Below are 20,209 nucleotides of genomic sequence, written 5' to 3'. Positions count from 1 at the left end.
CGCGGCCCGGCGCGCTGTCGTCCTTCGACACCGGTGGCCTGCGTCCCGCGGGCCCCGGCCGGGGACCCCGCGATTCGGCGGGTCGGCATACGATCGTCCCGAATCGAACGCGCCCAGGGAGGACCGATGTCCGAAGCGAACGACTACGCCGCGCGCCTGGCCGAGGCCCGGGCCGCGCTGGCGGAGGCGACCGCCGCGCCGCAGGAGCACCAGGCGGTGCCGGTGACCGCGGAGTCCGGGGGCGGCCGCGTCCGCGTGACCCTCGGCCCGGACGGCCGCGTCGAGCTCATCGAGGTGGACCCCAAGGGGTTCAAGGAGGGCTCGGACTTCATCGCCGAGCACGTGCGGCTGGCGCTCAACGAGGCGCTGGACCGGCGCGCGGCGATGACCGGGACGGGCGAGCGCGTCCCCGACCTCGCGGCGGTCGACCAGTCCATCGAGGAGATCCAGGACGCCGCGGTGCCGCAGTTCCAGGCCATGAGCGCGTCGATCACGCAGGTGCTGGCCAAGCTCAACGGGAACCGCTGACACCGCCGAGGTGGTGTGCGGCGACATGAAATCCGCTCCGGTATGGTTGCGGTTCGGGAGGTCGGAATGTTCGGGGAAGACCGGATTGCGGAGCAGCTCTCGCACGTGCGCGAGCGCCTCGCGCAGCGCGCCGAGTCGCCAGGGGCCCAAGCGGAACCGATCTTGACGGAGGCCTCAGACGGCCGCATCAAGGTGACGCTGGGGACCGACGGCCGCTTCGAGCGGATCAAGATGACGCTCAGCGCCCTCAAGGACGGCCCCGAGGCGCTCGTGCAGCAGCTGACGCTCGCCGTCAACGACGCGCTCGACCAGCGCGCGGCCCAGACCGGGCCCACCGGGCCCGCGCCCGACATGGCCGCGATGAACGAGGAGGTCGCCCGCATGCAGGACGCGTCGGTGCGGCAGTTCCAGGACATGAGCGCGTCGATCTCCGACCTCATGACCAAGCTCTACGGAGGACGGTGACGATGTCCGAGGGCTTCGAGGTCTCGCCCGAGACCATCCGCAAGTCGGCCGACGAGCTCGACGCCGCGCGCGACGACGTGCAGGCGCTCTTCGACCAGTTCACGGCCGCGGTCGAGCAGTACGCCGACGCGTTCGGCGGCGACCTGATCGGCACCGCCGGCGGCCTCGGCCACGGCGCGGTCATGGACGCGGCCACCGAGTGCTTCACCACCAACATCGAGGACCTCACGTCCCTGTCGCAGGCGCTCCGCGAGATGGCCGACGACCACGAGACCGGCGACGACGAGATCGCCGCGGTCTTCGCGAAGTTCCAGGGCGACCTCGGCGCCTGACCCAGTTCCGCCCTCCCCCAAGGAGTCCCCGCACATGGGCCTGCAACTGCCCTCTCCGCTCATCGAACTGCTCGGCATGCTCGGCTACGAGTGGCCCGAGTCCGACGAGGAGTCCCTGTTCAAGCTCGCGGGGGAGTGGACCGGCATGGCCGACCAGCTCGCCCCGCGCATCGAGTCGCTCCAGAACGCCGCCCGCACCCTCCTGGAGAACAACTCCGGGGCGCACATCGACGCCTTCCAGGCCGAGTGGGAGGGCCAGGAGTCCTCCACCTCGAACCTCGCCGACGCCGGCGACCCGGCGAACAAGCTCAACATCGGGCTCACGGTGATGGCCGCGATCGTGCTGGCGCTGAAGATCCAGGTGATCGTGCAGCTGGCGATCCTCGCGTTCCAGATCGCGCAGGCCATCGCCTTCGCGGCGGTGACCTTCGGGGCGTCGCTCGCGCAGATCCCGATCTTCAAGACCATCACCGGCGTCATCATCGACCAGCTCATGGGCATGGCGATCACCCGAGTGCTCAATGGCTAGGGGAGGCGGCGACCGGAACATGCCGGACGGCGCCTCGCGCCTGCTGTCCGAGATGCTCAACGACCCCAGGGCCTTCGCCAAGGCGATGAACAAGAACCGCAAGGGCGGCGGCGGCAAGGGCGGCGGAGGCGGCGGCTCCAAGCCCCCGGACCTCGATCCCCCCATCAAGCGCGCGCCCGACCGGATGGACCCGAGCGGCGACGCCGAGGCCGACCGCAGGCGCCTGCGCCAGGCCCTGCACGACAAGATCGACGAGGTCTCCGACGAGCGGGACCCCTCGACCCACTGGTCCGGCAACCGGCGCCGCCCCTGCATGAGCGCCGTGTGGGACCGGGAGTCCGGCAAGGTCTTCTACAACCACAACTCGAAGGAGGCGATCGACCCCGATCGCCTGCACCCCAAGCTCCGCGAGCGCTACGACAACTACAAGGACGGCAACTGGAACCGGTACGAGGCCGACCAGGACAAGCACGGCGAGCCGGGCAAGCACTCCGAGAGCCGGGCGACCAACCAGGCGCTCAAGGAAGCCGAGATGGACTACCTCAAGGGCGAGCGCAAGGACCGCCCGAAGCTCGAGGACTTCATGGTCGAGAACGCCGCCCCGAACAACAAGAAGCCGATGCCGTGCTGCCCCCAGTGCACCCAGATGGTCGACGGCGTGGACGGCGCCGACCGCGGCTGGGACAAGAACCCCGACGGCAGCAAGAAGCACCGGACCGAAGGCTGGACCGGCGAATGACGCGGACCGACGACGCTAAGGTGTGCCAGTGAAACCGAGTTACGACCCCGTCGGGTCGGCCGTGCCCGAAGCGACCCTCGACATCGACGACGACCAGGAGTACTGGCTCGGCTCCGAGCGGTTCACCGGCTTCCTCGGCGAGACCCTCCCCAGCGGCAACTACGAGTTCGCGAGCTACCGCGAGGGCGTCCTCGACGGCCCCAGCGGCGAGCTCTCGCCCGACGGCGACCTGATCCTCGAGGAGTGGTACCGCAGGAACTTCCTCCACGGCATCACCAGGACGTTCCGGCACGACGGGACGCTGGCGACCGCCGTCGGGTACGAGTACGCGTACAAGCTCTGGACCGTGCGGTTCGACTTCGACGGGCGCACCGTCCTGTCGACCGAGGGCGCGGCGCTCTCCGAGCCGATGCGCCAGACCCTGGAGGTCCTGCGCGCCCGCGTCGCCATCGGCCCGGTCCTCGGCCCCGAGCACGCCGCCGACCTGAACCGCCACTAAGGACGAGTCGAGGGCCCCGAGCGGATCGGCCGCCAGGCGCTCCGCGGGCAGGCCCGTCTCCCGCCCGAGCGCCTGCACCAGGCCGCCGCGCGTGGCGCACCCGGAGGCGCGCGCGGCCGCGGCGCCGGTGCACCCCTCGTCTTGCGCGGGTCCCAGGCCCCGTCCCGCGAATCCGTCAAATGTGAATCGACAATCATTCCCACTGCTACCGTGTCCCCGACCCCGGTCCCTCACGACCGGGGCGCATCACGAAGGGGGCGTTCCATGCGGCGCGCAATGAGGCACGCGTTCGTCGTCGCGGCGGCGGCGGCGATGCTGGTCGGCGGGGGCGGTGCGGTCCAGGCGGATCCGGGAACCGTTCCGGAAATTCCGGAAGCCGGATACACCGAGTCCTGCCAGGACATCGGCGGCGGCACCTGGTGCACGGGCACGGCTTCGGGTTCGAACCCGTTCCGCGAGATCTGCTACTCGAACTACTTCCACCCGACCAACCGGCACAGCTCGACGGCGATGATGGCCGACGGCACCGACCGGGCCGTCGCCGAGGCGGGCCAGTGGTCCTACGCCAGCGTCGAGGCCGGGGCGGGCCACACCTGCTACACCAGGTACAACCCCGACGCATAGCGGCGGGAACGAGGGGCGGACCGACCGGTCCGCCCCTTTCGCGTTGCGTCCCACAGGTTCCCCGCAGCCACATGCTCCACTCCGGACTCAGGGCCGTGTTTACCGGTCAAGGTCTCGCATCGATAACGGACATGAGTTGTTGACACCACCGCTCGGGTGAAACTATGCTCTGGAAACTATCGGAAAAACCCTCGAAACTTTCGGACTGCAGGAGTGCGCGGGCGTCGGCGACGACCGCCGCGCCGCCCCCTGCGCGGAGCCCGGGGGATCTCAAAGAGGAGAGACATGTCAGACGTTTTCGGGCGGACCCCGTTCAGACCCACCCGCCGCGGGCTCATCGGCATCTCGATCGCCGCCTCCAGTGCCCTCGCGCTGTCCGCGTGCAGCGACGACGACGGCGGCGAGGTGGACCTCGACGCCCAGAACAAGGGGGCCATGGACGACTTCGCCGCCGACATGCAGTTCAAGGCGACCGAGCCGTTCACCCTGTCGGTCCTGTGGACCGAGTGGCCCGACCTTCCCATCACCGACACGTGGCAGTTCTTCAGCGAGATCGAGAAGCGTACGAACGTCAAGATGGAGGTCACCACCATCCCGTTCAGCGACGCCACCGACAAGCGCAACCTGCTGCTCAGCGCGGGCGACGCGCCCACGGTGATCCCGCTGGTCTACACCGGCGAGGAGAGCTCGTTCGTGTCCTCGGGCGCGGTCCTCCCGATGAGCGACTACGTCGACCGCATGCCCAACTTCCAGAAGTACGTGGAGGAGTGGGACCTGGGCGGGATGATCGACAACCTGAAGCAGGCCGACGGCAAGTACTACATGGTGCCGGGCCTCCAGGAGGTCTCGGTCCCCGTCTTCACGCTGGTCGTGCGCAAGGACGTCTTCGAGTCCGTCGCCGGGGGCCTGCCCGAGACCTGGGACGAGATGCGCGAGGCGCTGGTCAAGATCAAGGCCGAGTACCCCGACTCCAAGCCCCTCGCGGACGGGTTCGAGGCCCAGTCCATGCTCAACTTCGCCTCCCACGCCTGGGGTGCGCGCGCCGGCTGGGGCTTCGGCAACGGCATGGTCGACGACGGCTCGGGCAAGCTCGAGTACACCGCCGTCACCGAGGGCTACAAGCAGATGGTCGAGTTCTTCCGCGGCCTCGTCGCGGACGGGCTGGTCGACACCGACTCGCTCACCGCCTCCAACGACGGCAGCGGCGGCGGCAGCGTCGCCGAGAAGTTCGCCAACGACCTGGTGTTCGCCGCCTCCGGCTCGGCCGGGACGGCGATCGAGTTCGCGCAGGCCCTGAGCGCGACCGCCGGCGAAGGCAACTTCGAGGTCCTCCAGATCGCGCCGCCCGGAGGCCCGTTCGGCCAGGTGGTCGAGCCGCGCAACTTCTGGAACGGCTTCATGCTCAACTCCGAGATCCAGGACTCGGAGAACTTCCTCGCGATCCTCCAGTTCCTCGACTGGCTCTACTACAACCCCGAGGCCCGCGAGCTCATCCGCTGGGGCGTGCTCGACGAGACCTACACCAAGGCCGCCGACGGGACGATCACGCTCAACCCGGAGTACTCCCTCGACGCCTACAACCTCAACCCCGGGGCCCCCACCGACATCCAGGCCGACCTCGGCTGGTCGAACTCGGTGTTCGCCGACTCCACCGAGTCGCGCGCGCTCAAGGAGTCCTACAACGCGGCGGCCTTCGTCGGCTACATCGACTCGGTGCTGTCCACCCGCACCCCGCGCGAGCCCTCCCCGCCGGCGCCGCTCGACGAGATGGAGCTGGAGCAGTCCTCACTGCTCGCCACGCCCCTCAAGGACACCGTCGACACCAACACCCTGAAGTTCATCATGGGCGAGCGCGACATCGCCGAATGGGACGACTACGTGTCCGAGCTGGAGGCCCAGGGCCTCCAGCAGTACGTCGACCTCATCAACGGCGCCCGCGAGCGCTTCGAGGAGGAGAACTCCTGATCCGCTCGCCGGGGCGCGAACCCCGGAGCGGACGGGAGGGAGAACGCATGCCTCTCACACAGAACGAGCAGTCCCCGCGGGCGTCGGCCCGCGGGGCGGGCGGGAGCGACGGGTCCGACCGGTCCGCTCGCCCCCGCGAGGGAACCCCGGTGCGGCAGCCCCGGCGGCTCGACCGCAAGCGGCGCCAGACCTGGCGCGAGGCGTTCCGGCGCGACTGGCAGCTCTACAGCCTCGCGCTGGTCCCGCTGATCTTCTTCGCGATCTTCCGGTACGGGCCGATGATCGGCAACGTCATCGCGTTCCGGAAGTTCCGCCCCGGCGGGAGCATCTTCGGCGACGAATGGGTCGGCCTGCGCTACATCGAGATGTTCATCAACGACCCGACCTTCTGGCACGTGTTCGCGAACACCGCGATCCTCGGCGGGCTGACCCTCCTGGTCTGCTTCCCGCTGCCGATCGCCCTCGCGCTCCTGCTGAACGAGGTGCGAAAGCAGCACTTCAAGAAGATCGTGCAGTCGATCTCGTACCTGCCGCACTTCCTGTCGATCGTCATCGTCGTCGGCATGGTCATGCAGCTGCTCTCGCTGGAGGGCACGGTCAACCAGATCATCGGCGCGTTCGGCGGCGAGGCCATCCCGTTCGTCCAGCGGCCCGAGTGGTTCCGCACCATCTACGTCGGGTCCGAGGCATGGCAGACCGTCGGGTGGGGCACGATCCTCTACCTGGCGGCGCTCACCACGATCGACGAGTCGCTGTACGAAGCGGCGCGGATCGACGGCGCGGGCCGGTGGCGCCAGACCTGGCACGTCACGCTGCCGGGCATCCGGCCGACCATGATCACGCTCCTGGTCCTCAACATCGGGTCGTTCCTCAACGTCGGGTTCGAGAAGGTCTTCCTGCTCTACAACCCGCTGACGTACGAGACGGCCGACGTCATCTCGACCTACCTCTACCGGGTCGGCCTGATGTCGAACAATCTCAGCTACGCGGCGGCGATCGGCCTGTTCCAGGCCGTGATCGGCCTCGTGATGGTGCTTTCCGCGAACCTGGTCTCGCGGCGGATAACGGGGACGAGCCTGTGGTGACCGAGATCAAAGCCGACGACGCGGCCATGACCGCGCGGCGGCGCCCGCGGCGGCTGGAGTCGCGCGGGAGCCGCGTGTTCGGCGCCTGCAACGCCGTCTTCCTCGTCCTGCTGTGCCTGCTCATGCTCTACCCGTTCATCACGGTGCTCGCGCAGTCCTTCAGCGCGGCGGAGGCGATCAAGGCCGGCCAGGTCAGCTTCTGGCCCGTCGGATTCAACATCGACACCTACACCGCGGTGGCCAAGAACGAGCAGTTCTGGCGCAACTACGGCAACACGGTGCTGTACACCGTGGTCGGCACGGCGATCGCCATGACCCTGACCACGACCTACGCGTACGTGCTGTCGAAGAAGCACCTCAAGGGACGCAAGGCCCTCATCGGCATCGCCGTGTTCACGATGTTCTTCAACGGCGGCCTCGTGCCGAACTACGTGCTCATCTCCGGGCTCGGGATGAAGAACACCATGTGGGCCATCGTGCTCCCGGGCGCGATCTCGGTGTTCAACCTGCTGGTCATGAAGTCGTTCTTCGAGAGCCTGCCGACCGAACTGGAGGAGGCCGCGCAGATCGACGGGCTCGGCTGGTACGGCATCTTCGGGCGGATCGTGCTGCCGCTGTCCAAGGCGGTCATCGCCACGATGGTGCTGTTCTACTCGGTCGCGTTCTGGAACGACTGGTTCGCCGCGTTCCTGTACCTCGACAAGAGCGAGCTGTTCCCCGTCACGCTGTTCCTTCGCAACCTCATCGCGGGAGCCTCGACCTCGGCGTCCGAGGGCGCGGCGGCGGCGGGGACGACCACCGCGTCGGTCTCGGCCAACATCCAGGCGGTGACGATGATCCTCACCGTCATCCCGATCCTGTGCATCTACCCCTTCGTGCAGCGCTACTTCGTGTCCGGCGTCATGCTGGGCTCGGTCAAGGGATGACGCGGACCGGGGCCCGCCGTCGAGCCCGCGTCCTCTAGCAAAGGGAAACACCACATAATGACCATCCGCACCAACACCGCCGCGCCCGCCGGGACCGGCCTCCTGCCGTGGCACGACCACCGCCTCGGCCGGGCCGAGCGAGCGGCCGCCCTCATCGCCGCGATGACCCTGGAGGAGAAGGCGGGGCAGCTCGTCGGCCTCTGGGTCGGCGCCGACGCCTCCGGCGGCGACGTCGCCCCCCACCAGAGCGACATGAGCCGGGACGCCCCCGCGTTCGACGACGTCATCGCCGACGGCCTCGGGCAGCTCACCCGCCCGTTCGGCACCAGGCCCGTCGCGCCCGAGCCCGGCGCGCGGTCCCTCGAACGCGCCCAGCGCGCCGTCATGGCCGCCAACCGATTCGGCATCCCCGCGCAGGTCCACGAGGAGTGCCTCGCCGGCTTCGCCGCCTGGGGCGCGACCGCGTACCCGGTGCCGCTCTCGTGGGGCGCGAGCTTCGACCCCGACCTGGTGCGCGAGGTCGCCGGGCGCATCGCCCGGTCCATGCGCGCCGTCGGCGTGCACCAGGGCCTCGCGCCCGTCCTCGACGTCGTCCGCGACTACCGGTGGGGGCGCGTCGAGGAGTCGATCGGCGAGGACCCGTACCTCGTCGCCACCATCGGCGCGTCCTATGTGGCCGGCATCGAGGGCGAGGGCGTCGTCGCGACCCTCAAGCATTTCGCCGGGTACTCCGGCTCGCGCGCCGGGCGCAACCACGCCCCCGTCTCCGCCGGGCCGCGCGAGATGGCCGAGGTCTTCCTGCCGCCGTTCGAGACCGCGCTGCGCCACGGCCGCGCCCGCTCGGTCATGAACTCGTACGCCGAGGTCGACGGGATGCCCGCGGCCGGCGACCGCCGCCTCCTCACCGACCTGCTCCGCGGCACGCTCGGCTTCGAGGGCGTCGTGGTCGCCGACTACTTCGCCGTCGCGTTCCTGCGCACGCTCCAGCGCGTCGCCGCGACCGACGGCGAGGCCGCCGCCCGCGCGCTCTGGGCCGGCATCGACGTCGAGCTCCCCTCGGTCGCCGCGTTCGGCGCCCCGCTCATCGAGGCCGTCCGCTCCGGCGACCTCGACGAGGCGCTCGTCGACCGCGCGCTCCAGCGCGTGCTCGAGCAGAAGATCGAACTCGGCCTCATCGAGGCCGACTACGACCCCGCCCCCGCGGGCGGCGCGCCCTTCGACGACGCCGAGTCCCGCGGCCTGGCGCTGCGCCTCGCCCGCGAGGCCGTCGTCCTGGTCGACAACGACGGCACGCTCCCGCTCGCCGCCGGCACCCGCGTCGCCGTCGTCGGCCCGCTCGCCGACGACCCGATGGCCATGCTCGGCTGCTACTCGTTCCCCGCGCACGTCGGCGTCCACCACCCCGAGACGGGCCTGGGCATCGACATCCCGACCCTCCTCGACGAACTGTCCGCGCGCCGCGAGGTCGCCGCGACCGCCCCCGGCTGCGACGTCATGGCACCGGGCCGGGACGGCTTCGCCGCCGCGACCGCCGCCGCCCGCGGCGCCGACGCCGTCGTCGTCGCCCTCGGCGACCGGGCCGGGCTCTTCGGCAGGGGCACTTCCGGAGAGGGCTGCGACGCCGCCGACCTGCGGCTCCCGGGGGAGCAGCAGGCGCTCCTCGAAGCGCTCCTCGACACCGGCACGCCCGTCGTGCTCGTCCTGCTCACCGGCCGCCCCTACGCGCTCGGCGCCGTGGCCGACCGGTGCGCCGCGATCGTGCAGGCGTTCTTCCCCGGGCAGCGGGGCGCGCGGGCGCTCGCCGAAGTCCTCGCCGGCGAGGTCAACCCCAGCGGGCACCTGCCCGTCGGCATCCCGCGCGACCCCGGCGGCCAGCCGTCCACGTACCTCGCGCCCCCGCTCGGCCGCGCCAACGACGTGTCCAACATCGACCCGACGCCGCTCTACCCGTTCGGGCACGGGCGCTCCTACGCCGAGCCCACCTGGCTGCCGGTCGCGGCCGACGCCGAGGACTGGGCCGGCGACGGCGCCACCGCCGTCTCGGTGGTCCTCGCCAACGAGACCGGCGTGCGCGCCGACGACGTCGTCCAGGTCTACCTCCACGACCCGGTCGCGCAGGTGACCCGCCCCGAGCACCGGCTCATCGCCTACCGGCGGGTCTCGCTCGCACCGGGGGAGCGCGCCGAGGTCCGGTTCCGCCTCCACGCCGACCTGACCTCGTTCGTCGGCGTCGAAGGCCACCGGATCGTCGAGCCCGGCGCAGTCGAGCTCCGCATCGCCCGGTCCAGCGCCGACGTGCACGCCGCCGTTCCGCGGCGGATCACCGGACCGGAGCGCCGCGTCGGCGCCGACCGGACCCTGATCGCCGACGTCGAGGTGCGCCTTTCGCAAGCGACAGAGGAGGACTCATGACCCCGACCTACGCCGGCGAGATCGGCCCGGGCGCGCTGTCCCGGCTCACCGCCGCGGTCTACCGGTACCTCGTCCTAGGCGTGTTCCTCGCGCTGGCGGGCCTGCCGACCCTCGCGTTCTGGACGGTCCTCGCGCCCGAGCCCGCGAACACGGCGCTGTTCACCGCCGCGCTCCTGCCCGTCGCGCCCGCGCTCTCGGCGGCGCTGTACGCGCAGCGGGCCTGGGCCGCCGAACCGGACCTGCGCCCGGCGAAGCCGCTCCTGCGCGGACTCCGGCTCAACCTGCGCGACACCCTCATGTGGTGGGTCCCGGTCCTCGCGGTCGCGACGGTCCTCGCGGTGAACCTCGTGTTCGCCGGCCAGATCGCCGGGGGCGCGGCCCTGCGGCCGGTCAGCGCCGTCCTGCTGGCCGCCCTCGCCGTGTGGTCGGGCCATCTGCTGGTGGTGACGTCGTTCTTCTCGTTCCGGTTCAGGGACGTCCTGCGCGTGGCGGCCGCCGAGTGCTTCCTCGCCTGGAAGTCCTCGCTCGGCGTCCTCTCGGTGGTCTTGGTCGCGGCGGCCGTGGTCGCCGCGGCCTCCGAGGCCGTGCTGCTCCTGCTCGGCTGGGCGTTCGCGGGCCTGCTGTGGCTGGTCGTGAAGCCCGTCGCCGCCGACGTGACGAGGCGCTTCACCGCCGGGTGAGCCCCTTACTCGGGGACGACCGGCTCCAGGAGCCGGCGCGGGCGGTTCATGGCCCGGCTGACCGGGTCGGTGCGCTTGGGGCCGGGGCCGGGGTACATCTCGACCTCGCCCGGCGCGACCTGCCCGCACTGCGGGCAGTCGCTCGACGGCAGCAGGCCGCTGCCGCACTCGGCGTGGCGGAACAGCCGCGGCGGCTCGCCGCCGATGTTGCGGTGGCTCCACACGCTGAGCGAGTAGATCACCGGCCACAGCTCCACGCCCGCGTCGGTGAGCAGGTACTCGTACCGCGGCGGCGACGGCTGGTACTGGCGCTTGCGGAGCACCCCGCCCTCGGTCAGCCGGGTGAGCCGGTCGGAGAGGACCGCCTTGGGGATGTCGAGGCGAACCTGGAAGTCGCTGAAGCGCCGCACGCCGTACAGCGCGTTCTGCACGACCAGCAGCGTCCACCGCTCGCCGAGCAGCTCGAGGCCGCGCGAGAGCGAGCAGTCCTGCCCCAGGTAGTCCTTGCCGAGTGCCACCACCGCATCCTACCCCGGTTCGTTCATTGAACCAACACTGCTACGCTCCGGTGAGTTCACTGAACGAACCTAGGAGCGCCCCATGACGACCACCCTCGCCGCACCCAAGGCCCCCGCCCGCACCGGCCCGCTCCTCGCGGTCCTCTGCGCGGCCCCGCTGCTGGTCATCCTCAACTACTCGACCCCGCTCATCCTCGCCCCGCAGACCGCCGCCCACCTGCACGCCGGCGCCACCGGCCAGACCTGGATCATCAACGCCGTCTCGCTCGGCCTCGCCGTTCCCCTCCTCACCTCCGGCAGCCTCGCCGACAACCACGGCCGCCGCAAGGTCCTCACCGCCGGCGCCTGGCTCTTCGCCGCCGCGATCCTCCTCGCCGCCCTCGCCCCCAGCACGCTCGTCTTCGCCGTCGCCCGCGTCGTCCAGGGCGCCGCCTCCGCCGCCCTCCTCACCGCCAGCCTCGGCATCATGGGCGCGGTCTTCACCGCCCCCGACGAGCGCCGCCGGGCCACCGCCGCCTACGGCGCCATGATGGGCCTCGGCGTGGGCGCCGGCGCCGTCCTCGCCGCCCTCCTCGACGCCGCCCTCGGCTGGAACGGCCCCTACTGGCTCTACGCCGCGGCCGCCGCCGCGCTCGCCGTCGCCGCCCGCGCCGTCCTCCCCGAGTCCCGCGCCGAGCACCCCCGCCGCGCCGACGTCGCCGGGACCCTCACCCTCGGCCTCGGCGTCGCCGCCCTCATGTCCGGGCTGACGCTCGGCCGCCAGGACTGGAGCGACCCCCTCGTCATCGCGCTCCTCGCCACCGCGGCGGTCGCCTCGGCCGCGTTCGTCCTCGTCCAGTTCCGCAGCCGCGAGCCCATGCTCGACCCGGCCCTGTTCGCCCGCCCCGCGTTCCTCGTCGCCTCGCTCGGCGCCCTCGTCACCGGCATCGCCGTCATCAGCATGATGAGCTACCTCCCGACCGTGTTCCAGGCCGAGACCCACCTCGGGCCCGTCGCGACCGCCGCGGTGGTCGCGATCTGGTCCACCGCCGCCTTCGCGATCTCCTTGCAGGTCAAGCGCTTCGCGCTCAGCCCCGGCGTGCTCCTCACCCTCGCGCTGACCGTCGCCGGCGCGGGCTCCGCGCTCATGGTCGGCCTCGTCGACGGCTGGTCCTGGTGGCACGCCGTCCCCGCCCTCCTGGTCGCCGGCGCCGGCTACGGCGCGGCCAACCCCGCCCTGACCCGCCTCAGCATCGACAGCGTCCCCGCCGACCGCGGCGGCATGGGCTCGGGCGTCAACAACACCATGCGCTACATCGGCACCGCCGCGGGCATCCCCGTGGTCGCGACCTTCGTCGACGCCGTCGGCGCCGACGGCGCACTGTGGATCTGCGCCGCCCTCGCCGCCGTAGCGGCCGCCGGCTTCGCCCTCCTCACCCGCCGCGCGGACCGCTCGTGATCCACTGCCGCGGATCGCGACCGCACCGAGTCAGGCCGCGCCCACACACTCGGGGTGAACCGGCCCGCTCCGACAGTCGTACTTCGCATATGCGCCGTTGCTCGGGGCGTAGACCATCTGGAATCCGCTTTGCGGGTAACCGACCACCGGTATCGCGGCCTCCCCCTCCGCCGGCACCGCCAAGGTCTGCCACTCGTTGTCGTGTGAGTACTCGATGAGGGTCCGCACCAGGCACAGGCATTCGCCGGGCCAGAGGTTGACGGTGAGGAGCTCGTTGCCCCCCGGGGGGATCCCGATGTGGTTGGCGTCGAAGTAGCGACCCGGAAGCACGCATCCGCTCACCATCGTCGCGGCCTCGGGCGCGGCCTGGTTCAGGTCGAACGACAGGATCGTGTTCGGGTAGCCCGGTGTGCCGTGATTGAAGGGGATCCACACCGTTCCTGCCGGCATCGGCTGCCGGTCGACCTCGAGCGCCATGCCCTCCACGAGCACGGCGTGGTCGGTCGGGTTGCTGATGACGATGTCCAATGAGACCAGACCGGTCGTGTACGAGCCGGCAGCCGCGGCCGTGGTCGTGATCGTCGCGGGGTCCTGGTCGACCACCTCGGGATGGACCTGGTAGTGCAGGGGTCCGTATTCCCAGGTGAGCGCCGTTGCCGGCGAGTCGGCGGCATCCTCGGCCACCGCGGGCCCGGTCTCCTCGTCGCAGTCGACGGCCTGGCCGACCTCCCCGGGGCCCCCGGCCGGAGCCTCGGTGGGCTCCTCGGTCCCGGTCGCCTCCGGGTCCGCACCGTCCACGGCAGGTGTCTCCAACCGATACGTCGCTTCGACCGACGGTTCCTCGGCGGTGACCTCGCCGAAGTTCTTGACCGCGTCGTAGGCGTCGTTGGCGAACGCGACGGTCGCGGGGACGGCGACCGCGAGGGCGATGGCGCCCGCCACGATGATCCGCCTCCGGCTCTTTCTGCTGGTCGTCGTCTCCTTCGCGCGCCGGCGCATGCGCTTCGCGCCCGACAGACGCCCGCCGCTGGACACCGAAGCCGGTCTCCAGCGGGTTCGCCCGCGCTTGGTCCTGGTTCTCATTCGGTTGCCGCGGCGCTCTCCGCCTGCTCTGTTGGCTTCCGGCATGGCACTCCTCTGCATGCGATCACGACAGTCTACGAAGTGCACCGTGAGCACCGAGGACAGGCGGTGACCGGCCCTTCGGATCAGCGTCCTCCGATCCTTCGCGGGACCTGCGGATAAGCGGTCTTCGATACCCTGAGTTCAGGACCCCCTTGAGTCCCAGGGCATCGGGAGGCACAGGCTTGGAGTTTCGGATCCTCGGCGCGCTCGAAGTACTGCACGACGGCAGCGAAGTGCCGATCAGCGGCGCCCACCAGCGCAAGGCGCTCGCGCTGCTCCTGCTCGAATCGGGCCGAACCGTGTCGCTGCAGCGGCTCATCGAGGCCCTCTGGGACGGCGAGCCGCCCGCCACGGCGCGGCGGCAGGTCCGCAACATCGTCGCGGCCGTGCGCCGCGACATGGCCGCCGACGACCCGATCGAGCGCTCGGGCGACGGCTACCGGCTCTGCACCGACGCCACCGACTGGAACGAGTTCCGTGCCGAAGTGGCCCAGGCGAAAGCGTGCCGTGATCAAGCCGCGGCCCACCGCATCCTGGGTCGGGCCCTGCGGCGCTGGCGCGGCCCCGCGCTGGCCGGGCTCGACTGCGAGCTGATCGCCGCGGCGGTGCTCGGCATGGAGGAGCAGCGGCTCACCGCCCTGGAGGACTTCTACGAGGCGGGCCTCGCCATGGGCCTGCACCGCGAGACCGCGGGCGAGATCCAGTCCCTCGCGGCCGAGCACCCCTACCGGCCGCGCCTCAACGGCGTCCTGATGCTCGCCCTGTACCGCTCCGGCAACAGCGCGGCCGCCCTGCGGGTCTACACCGACCTGCGGGCGGAGCTCGCCGATGAACTCGGCATCGAGCCCGACCGCCGCCTCCGGGAGCTCTACGTCGCCATCCTCCGCGAGGAGCCCTCGCTGGACCTCGAACCGGTCGAGGGGCCGCGGCCCGCGGCCGTCCCGGCTCGGCCCCGTCCGGCTCCGGCGCGCACCGCGGCCGAGCCCCGCTCGCGCGCCCTGTCCCGCCTGCTGGTGCTCGCCCTCATGCTGCTCCTGGCCGGATTCGGGGCCGCCCGCGACGCGCCGCCGCCCCAGGCGCCCCCGGAGCGCCGATCCCCGAGCGCGAAGGCCGACGGCCTCACCGCTCCCCTGTGGACCTTCCCCGCACTGGAGCCCGGGAGTACCGCGACGCCCGTGGACGCGGGCATGCTCGTCCTCGACCACGACGAGCTCCGCCTCGAAGCGGACGGCGGCCTGGTCTGGTCGGCGTACCTCGACCCGCAGACGACCTCTGACCTGACCGTCGTGGACGGCATGGCGATCCTCAGCGTCTGCTCCCCGGGCGGGCAGCCGTGGAACGCGAGTTCGATGTCCGCCATCGACATCGCGACCGGAGAGGAGGCATGGCGGGAGTCCGACCGCTCGGTCGTCGGCGTCACCGGCGACGCGGTGATCACCCTCGGCTGCGCGCGGCTCGACGGCTCGGGCGACCTCACGCTCCGCGCCGTGGACCCCCGCTCCGGGGCCGAACTGTGGGAGGTCCCGCTCCCGGAGCAGATGCTGCCCCTGGACGCCGCGACCGCGCCCGCGGGCGCGCTGGACGAGGCCGTCCCCGCCGAGGTCCTGCTCCTGCGGACCTACGGGGACCTGCACCACGGCGCGGGGGACCTCCTGTACGCCTACGACGCGTCGACCGGCGCGCTGCTCAGCGAGTTCGAGTACGAAGGCGTCGTCGACCAGCGGGTCAGCGGCGGCGTGCTGCTGCTCCGGCAGCAGGCCCAGCGGGTCGAGGAGCAGTGCACGGCGTTCGTGACGGCCTACGACGTGGCGTCGGGCCGCCCGCTCTGGGGCCAGGCCGCCGACCTCCCCGCCGCCGGGGCCGCGGGATGCCGGGAGACGCCCGTCCTCGACCCGGTGAACGGCATGCTCCCCGTGACCAGCGGCGGCGTCGCGTCGCTGTTCCGGCTCCAGAGCGGCCAGATCGAATGGCGCGCGACCGAGCCCTCGGCGGCGCTCGCGGCCTCCGGCGACTGGATCGTGGCCGAGACCGCGACCGGCGACCTGTCGGTCTGGGACCGGCGGAGCGGCGAGCCGCAGTGGACGGTCGGCGCGGGCGAGGCGATGTGGGTGCGCGGCTCCACTCTCTGGGTCCTGGACGGCACCGCCGCCGGAGGCGGCTGCGGCGGCCTGATCGCCTACGACCTTGGCTCCCGTCGGGCGGCGTGCGCGCCCGGCGCCTTCGAGTACGCGGCCGAGGACGTGGTCGTCACCTCGCAGGACGGCGTCTGGCAGGCCTGGGACGCCGACCCCTGGGGCTGATCCGTCAGTCCGCCCGCGCCGCGGCGTCGCCGCCCGCCGGTGCGGGGCAGCGGCCCGGTTCGTCGCAGCCGGCGTGGACGGCCGGCTCGAGCTGGACGGTGGCGTGGGCGATGCCGTGGTCGTCGCGCATGAGGCGCTGGGCGCGGTCGAGGACGGCGTGGTCGTCGGCGCCGGGGGTCGTGACCAGGTGCGCGGTGGCGACGTTCATGCCGGAGGTGAGCGTCCACAGGTGCACGTCGTGGACGCCGCCGACGCCCTCGATCGCGGCGAGGTCGGCGGCCACCCGGGCCGGGTCGATCCCGCGGGGGGCGTGCTGGGCGAGCACGGCGAGGACCTGGCGGCCCAGCGGCAGGGCCCGGACCACCACGAACAGGCCGATGGCGAGGGCGATCGCGGTGTCCCACAGGGCGTCGCCGGTGACGGCGACGAGGACGCCCGCGACGACGACGCCGACCGATCCGGCGGTGTCGGCGACGACCTCCATGTAGGCGCCCTTGACGTTCAGGCTCTCGGCGGCCCCGGCGAGCAGGAGCCGCATGGCGATCAGGTTCACGGCCAGGCCGAGTGCGCCGACGACGAGCATCGGGCCGACCTGGAGCTCCGGCTGCCCGCCGATGCGGCCGATCGCCGCGGCGACGATGTAGACGGCCATGCCGAGCATGACCAGGACGGCGAACCCGGAGGCGAAGACCTCGGCCCGGTAGGAGCCGTAGGTGCGCCGCCCGGTGGTGTCCGGGCGGGTCGCCAGGCGGGTGGCGACGAGGGCGGTCGCGAGGGTGACGACGTCGGCGGCCATGTGGCCCGCGTCCGACAGCAGCGAGAGCGACCCCGACAGCAGCCCGGCGACCAGCTCGACGACGAAGAACCCGCCGACGAGCACCAGGGCGACGCGCAGCCGCCACGCGTGGCGGCCGCCCGCGTGCCCGGCGGCGTGGTCGTGACCGTGTCCCATTGCAACCCACTTTCAAAACCAATAATACATTGCAATCACTGCATGTATGGCCCGAACGGTACTCGACGGCCCGCGGCCCGTCAAGCCGGGGGTGTCGGAGGCCTCGCCGACCTGCGGTCGCGCCGCGGGCGGCGCTACCGCAGCACCAGCGAGAACGGGACCTCGTGGTGCCCGGGCGGGGTGCCGGGGTCGGCGATGATGTCGAGGACCCGGTTGGCGAGCGCCTCGCGGCCGGGCGCCACGGTGGAGAACGGCGGCATGGAGTAGCGGCCGTCGGCGATGTCGTCGAAGCCCATGACCCGCACCTGGTCCGGCACGGCCAGGCCCCTGACGCCCAGCGTGTACAGGGCGCCGAGGGCGAGCGAGTCGTTGAAGCACAGGAGGCCGTCGAACGCCGCCCCGGCGTCGACGAGGCGCTGCGCCGCGATCGCGCCCTCGGTGCGGTTGAACTCGCGCACGTGGCCGGTGAGGGCGTCGTCCATGGCGATGCCCGCCTCCCGCAAGGCGATCGCGTAGCCGTCGAAGCGGTCGCGGGAGGTCTCGGTCGCGCCCGCGTCCTGGACGCCGATCGTCGCGATCCGCCTGCACCCCTGGGCGATCAGCTCTGCGGTGGCCGCGATCGCGGCGGCGACGTTGTCGATGCCGACGTGGTGCTCGCGGTCCCCGGCGACGCGCTCGCCGTGCTCCCCGACGAGGACGAGCGGCACGTCCCGGCGGCGCTCCTCCACGTCGGGGGCCTCCAGGCCGAGCGGGCTCATGATGAGGCCGTCGATCGCGGGGAGGCGGAGCCCGTCGAGGGCCTCGACCTCGCGTTCGCGCTCGCCGCCGGTCTGGGAGACGAGCACGGTGAGGTTCCGGTCGTGCGCGACGTCGACGAACACCGAGGCCAGCTCGGCGAAGTACGGCTCGGCGAGGGTCGGCAGCGCGAGCGCGAGCACCCCGCTCGACCCCCGGCGCAGCTGGCGCGCGGCGAGGTTGGGGCGGTAGCCGAGCTCGTCGATGGCGGCGAGCACCTTCTCGCGGACCTCCGCGCCGACCCAGCCGGTGCCGTTCACGACGTTGGAGACGGTCTTGGCGCTGACGCCGACGCGTGCGCCTATGTCTGCGAGGGTGACTCGGGCTCGCGCCAACGGGGGCTCCCTGTGCTGGAGGGCGGCGATTACAGGCTCGATCATAGCCGCGACGGCTGGTACATTCAACGTTGAATCATACGCCTATGAGGGAGTTTCCAGCATGAGCAGCACGCCCCCCGTATTCGGCCTCCGCGCGAGCGCGCAGGAGGTCGCGCGCCCCCGCCCGCAGATGCTGCGGGAGTCCTTCCTCGACCTGAGCGGGACGTGGGGCTTCGCGCACGACGACGCCGACCTGGGCCTCGCCGAGCGCTGGTCGGACGGCCGCGCGCTCCCGCGCGAGATCACCGTGCCCTACCCGCCGGAGTCCCCGGCCTCGGGCATCGGCGAGACCGGCTTCCACCCCGTCGTCTGGTATCGCCGCGAGCTCACCGCCGCCGACCTCGCCGCCGCGGGCCACGCGCCCGGGCGGCGTCTGGTCATCCACTTCGGAGCGGTCGACTACCGGGCCCGCGTGTGGCTCGACGGCGCGGCCGTCGGCGCGCACGAGGGCGGCCACACCCCCTTCGCGATCGACCTCACCGACGCCCTCGACGGGGACGGCCCCCACGTGCTCGTCGTCCGCGCCGAGGACGACCCGCACGACGTCGCCCAGCCCCGCGGCAAGCAGGAGTGGCGCGAGTCCCCGCACGCGATCTGGTACCACCGCACCACCGGCATCTGGCAGCCCGTGTGGCTGGAGTCGGTGGCGCCCCTGCACATCCGGCGGCTCACGTGGACCAGCGACCTCACCCGCGGCACCGCGACCGCGCTGGTCGAGCTGAGCCGCCGCGCGGACGCGCGGGTGCGCGTGCGCATCGCCCACGAGGGCGCCGTGCTCGGCGAGGCCGAGGCGCACGCCGCCGGCACCGAGGTGAGCGTGACCGTGCCGCTGACAGGCCAGGAGAACGACCAGGAGTACGACGCGCTGCTGTGGCGCCCCGGCAAGCCGACCCTGCTCGACGCCTGGGCGAGCGTCGAGGCCGACGGCGGCGCCGAGGATGCCGTCGCCTCCTACCTCGGGCTCCGCTCGGTCCGCACCGAGCGCGGCCGGTTCCTGCTCAACGAGCGCCCGGTCGTCCTCCGCTCGGTCCTGAGCCAGGGCTACTGGCCCGAGTCGCACCTGGCCGCCTCCGAGGCGGAGCTGCGGCGCGAGGCCGAGCTCATCGGCGAACTCGGCTTCAACTCCGTGCGCGTGCACCAGAAGATCGAGGACCCGCGCTTCCTGTACCACGCCGACCGGCTCGGCCTGCTGGTCTGGGGCGAGATGCCCGCGGCCTACCGCTACTCGGCGACGGCGGTGCTGCGCACGACGGCGGAGTGGACCGAGGCCGTGCGCCGCGACGCGAGCCACCCCTCGATCGTGACCTGGGTGCCGCTCAACGAGAGCTGGGGCGTCCAGCACCTGGCGACGCGCGCCGACCAGCGCGCCTTCGCCGAGGCCCTGTACCACCTCACCAAGGCCCTCGACCCGACCCGGCCCGTGGTCTCCAACGACGGCTGGGAGCTCGGCACCTCGGACCTGTGGACGATCCACGACTACGAGTCCGACGGCGCCGTCCTCACCGGCCGGTACGACCTGTCCGAAGCGGACCTGCGCGCCTCCCTGGAGGACATCGGCCCGTCCGGGCGTCGCCTGCGCCTCGACGGGACCGCCGACGCGGGGGAGCCGGTGATGCTCACCGAGTTCGGCGGCGTCAAGTGGACGACCGGCCCCGCCGCGGCCGACGCCTGGGGCTACTCCGAGGCCGGCAGCGCCGAGGACTACGACCGCCGCGTCGGCGACATCCTCGGCGCCGTCCAGCGGGCCTCGATCGGCCACGGCGGCCGTCCGCACGGCCTCGCCGGATGGTGCTGGACCCAGCTGACCGACACGCTCCAGGAGACCAACGGCCTCCTCACCGAGCACCGCGAGCCGAAGCTCCCGATCGCCCGCCTGCGCGAGCTCGTGCGCGGCGACCAGGACTGACGCCCCCGAAAACC

General features: G+C 72.2%; 19 protein-coding genes. 15 read left to right on the top strand and 4 right to left on the bottom strand.

The window, feature by feature from the left end:
* Positions 1-126: 126 nt before the first annotated feature.
* The 12 genes from ABD419_RS24405 to ABD419_RS24350 all read left to right on the top strand — a co-directional run bounded on the left by ABD419_RS24405 (position 127) and on the right by ABD419_RS24350 (position 10,784).
* On the top strand, positions 127-528 hold the full coding sequence (locus tag ABD419_RS24405) for a YbaB/EbfC family nucleoid-associated protein (protein ID WP_344492571.1): 402 nt from the start codon (positions 127-129) through the stop codon (positions 526-528).
* Between the two features lie 66 nt (positions 529-594).
* Positions 595-993 (top strand): hypothetical protein, encoded by a 399-nt coding sequence (locus ABD419_RS24400; protein WP_344492568.1) that lies wholly within the window; start codon positions 595-597, stop codon positions 991-993.
* Between the two features lie 2 nt (positions 994-995).
* Complete coding sequence (locus ABD419_RS24395) at positions 996-1,325, top strand: WXG100 family type VII secretion target (protein ID WP_344492566.1); 330 nt, start codon at positions 996-998, stop codon at positions 1,323-1,325.
* A gap of 34 nt (positions 1,326-1,359) precedes the next feature.
* Positions 1,360-1,854, top strand: a complete 495-nt coding sequence (locus ABD419_RS24390) for a WXG100-like domain-containing protein (protein ID WP_344492564.1) — start codon at positions 1,360-1,362, stop codon at positions 1,852-1,854.
* Positions 1,847-2,593 (top strand): YwqJ-related putative deaminase, encoded by a 747-nt coding sequence (locus ABD419_RS24385; protein ID WP_344492561.1) that lies wholly within the window; start codon positions 1,847-1,849, stop codon positions 2,591-2,593. The genes ABD419_RS24390 and ABD419_RS24385 overlap by 8 nt, the downstream gene beginning before the upstream one ends.
* A 28-nt stretch (positions 2,594-2,621) precedes the next feature.
* The gene (locus tag ABD419_RS24380; RefSeq protein ID WP_344492558.1) at positions 2,622-3,092 is read left to right on the top strand and encodes a toxin-antitoxin system YwqK family antitoxin; all 471 of its coding nucleotides are present in this window, start codon (positions 2,622-2,624) and stop codon (positions 3,090-3,092) included.
* A gap of 264 nt (positions 3,093-3,356) precedes the next feature.
* On the top strand, positions 3,357-3,716 hold the full coding sequence (locus ABD419_RS24375; RefSeq protein ID WP_344492555.1) for a lactococcin 972 family bacteriocin: 360 nt from the start codon (positions 3,357-3,359) through the stop codon (positions 3,714-3,716).
* A 285-nt stretch (positions 3,717-4,001) separates the two neighbouring features.
* Positions 4,002-5,681 (top strand): ABC transporter substrate-binding protein, encoded by a 1,680-nt coding sequence (locus tag ABD419_RS24370; protein ID WP_344492553.1) that lies wholly within the window; start codon positions 4,002-4,004, stop codon positions 5,679-5,681.
* A gap of 47 nt (positions 5,682-5,728) precedes the next feature.
* Positions 5,729-6,766, top strand: a complete 1,038-nt coding sequence (locus tag ABD419_RS24365; protein ID WP_344492551.1) for an ABC transporter permease — start codon at positions 5,729-5,731, stop codon at positions 6,764-6,766.
* Positions 6,767-6,792: 26 nt separating this feature from the next.
* A complete protein-coding gene (locus ABD419_RS24360) occupies positions 6,793-7,692 on the top strand; it encodes a carbohydrate ABC transporter permease (RefSeq protein ID WP_344492704.1) in 900 nt (299 codons plus the stop codon).
* Positions 7,693-7,749: 57 nt separating this feature from the next.
* Positions 7,750-10,104, top strand: a complete 2,355-nt coding sequence (locus tag ABD419_RS24355) for a beta-xylosidase/alpha-l-arabinosidase (RefSeq protein WP_344492548.1) — start codon at positions 7,750-7,752, stop codon at positions 10,102-10,104.
* The gene (locus ABD419_RS24350) at positions 10,101-10,784 is read left to right on the top strand and encodes a hypothetical protein (RefSeq protein WP_344492546.1); all 684 of its coding nucleotides are present in this window, start codon (positions 10,101-10,103) and stop codon (positions 10,782-10,784) included. Before ABD419_RS24355 ends, ABD419_RS24350 begins: the two co-directional genes overlap by 4 nt.
* A gap of 5 nt (positions 10,785-10,789) precedes the next feature.
* Here the strand turns inward: ABD419_RS24350 and ABD419_RS24345 are convergent, their stop codons facing one another.
* Complete coding sequence (locus tag ABD419_RS24345) at positions 10,790-11,302, bottom strand: winged helix-turn-helix transcriptional regulator (RefSeq protein ID WP_344492543.1); 513 nt, start codon at positions 11,300-11,302, stop codon at positions 10,790-10,792.
* 82 nt (positions 11,303-11,384) lie between these two features.
* Here ABD419_RS24345 and ABD419_RS24340 point away from each other — a divergent pair, with 82 nt between their 5' ends.
* Positions 11,385-12,740 carry an MFS transporter gene (locus tag ABD419_RS24340; protein WP_344492540.1) on the top strand — a complete coding sequence of 452 codons (1,356 nt, stop codon included), beginning with the start codon at positions 11,385-11,387 and terminating at the stop codon, positions 12,738-12,740.
* A gap of 30 nt (positions 12,741-12,770) precedes the next feature.
* Here the strand turns inward: ABD419_RS24340 and ABD419_RS24335 are convergent, their stop codons facing one another.
* Positions 12,771-13,868, bottom strand: a complete 1,098-nt coding sequence (locus ABD419_RS24335; protein ID WP_344492537.1) for a hypothetical protein — start codon at positions 13,866-13,868, stop codon at positions 12,771-12,773.
* Between the two features lie 179 nt (positions 13,869-14,047).
* On the opposite strand from ABD419_RS24335, the gene ABD419_RS24330 reads away from it, so the two are divergent.
* Positions 14,048-16,165, top strand: a complete 2,118-nt coding sequence (locus tag ABD419_RS24330) for a BTAD domain-containing putative transcriptional regulator (RefSeq protein WP_344492534.1) — start codon at positions 14,048-14,050, stop codon at positions 16,163-16,165.
* A 4-nt stretch (positions 16,166-16,169) separates the two neighbouring features.
* On the opposite strand, the gene ABD419_RS24325 is transcribed toward ABD419_RS24330, so the two are convergent.
* Both ABD419_RS24325 and ABD419_RS24320 read right to left on the bottom strand, forming a co-directional pair.
* Entirely contained in the window at positions 16,170-17,117 is a 948-nt protein-coding gene (locus ABD419_RS24325; protein ID WP_344492532.1) for a cation diffusion facilitator family transporter, read from the bottom strand.
* 134 nt (positions 17,118-17,251) lie between these two features.
* Complete coding sequence (locus ABD419_RS24320; RefSeq protein ID WP_344492529.1) at positions 17,252-18,247, bottom strand: LacI family DNA-binding transcriptional regulator; 996 nt, start codon at positions 18,245-18,247, stop codon at positions 17,252-17,254.
* A 103-nt stretch (positions 18,248-18,350) separates the two neighbouring features.
* Between ABD419_RS24320 and ABD419_RS24315 the strand changes: the two genes are divergently transcribed.
* On the top strand, positions 18,351-20,195 hold the full coding sequence (locus ABD419_RS24315) for a glycoside hydrolase family 2 protein (RefSeq protein ID WP_344492526.1): 1,845 nt from the start codon (positions 18,351-18,353) through the stop codon (positions 20,193-20,195).
* The last annotated feature ends 14 nt before the right edge of the window (positions 20,196-20,209 follow it).

The sequence above is a fragment of the Glycomyces endophyticus genome (assembly GCF_039531525.1).
GTDB classification, from domain to species: domain Bacteria; phylum Actinomycetota; class Actinomycetes; order Mycobacteriales; family Micromonosporaceae; genus Glycomyces; species Glycomyces endophyticus.
This window is presented reverse-complemented; position numbering and strand designations above follow the sequence as displayed.

Coding starts and splice junctions, on each gene's coding strand:
- ABD419_RS24405 (WP_344492571.1), top strand. CDS start 127: ATGTCCGAAGCGAACGACTACGCCGCGCGCCTGGCCGAGGCCCGGGCC.
- ABD419_RS24400 (WP_344492568.1), top strand. CDS start 595: ATGTTCGGGGAAGACCGGATTGCGGAGCAGCTCTCGCACGTGCGCGAG.
- ABD419_RS24395 (WP_344492566.1), top strand. CDS start 996: ATGTCCGAGGGCTTCGAGGTCTCGCCCGAGACCATCCGCAAGTCGGCC.
- ABD419_RS24390 (WP_344492564.1), top strand. CDS start 1,360: ATGGGCCTGCAACTGCCCTCTCCGCTCATCGAACTGCTCGGCATGCTC.
- ABD419_RS24385 (WP_344492561.1), top strand. CDS start 1,847: ATGGCTAGGGGAGGCGGCGACCGGAACATGCCGGACGGCGCCTCGCGC.
- ABD419_RS24375 (WP_344492555.1), top strand. CDS start 3,357: ATGCGGCGCGCAATGAGGCACGCGTTCGTCGTCGCGGCGGCGGCGGCG.
- ABD419_RS24370 (WP_344492553.1), top strand. CDS start 4,002: ATGTCAGACGTTTTCGGGCGGACCCCGTTCAGACCCACCCGCCGCGGG.
- ABD419_RS24365 (WP_344492551.1), top strand. CDS start 5,729: ATGCCTCTCACACAGAACGAGCAGTCCCCGCGGGCGTCGGCCCGCGGG.
- ABD419_RS24360 (WP_344492704.1), top strand. CDS start 6,793: ATGACCGCGCGGCGGCGCCCGCGGCGGCTGGAGTCGCGCGGGAGCCGC.
- ABD419_RS24355 (WP_344492548.1), top strand. CDS start 7,750: ATGACCATCCGCACCAACACCGCCGCGCCCGCCGGGACCGGCCTCCTG.
- ABD419_RS24350 (WP_344492546.1), top strand. CDS start 10,101: ATGACCCCGACCTACGCCGGCGAGATCGGCCCGGGCGCGCTGTCCCGG.
- ABD419_RS24340 (WP_344492540.1), top strand. CDS start 11,385: ATGACGACCACCCTCGCCGCACCCAAGGCCCCCGCCCGCACCGGCCCG.
- ABD419_RS24335 (WP_344492537.1), bottom strand. CDS start 13,868: ATGCCGGAAGCCAACAGAGCAGGCGGAGAGCGCCGCGGCAACCGAATG.
- ABD419_RS24325 (WP_344492532.1), bottom strand. CDS start 17,117: ATGGGACACGGTCACGACCACGCCGCCGGGCACGCGGGCGGCCGCCAC.
- ABD419_RS24315 (WP_344492526.1), top strand. CDS start 18,351: ATGAGCAGCACGCCCCCCGTATTCGGCCTCCGCGCGAGCGCGCAGGAG.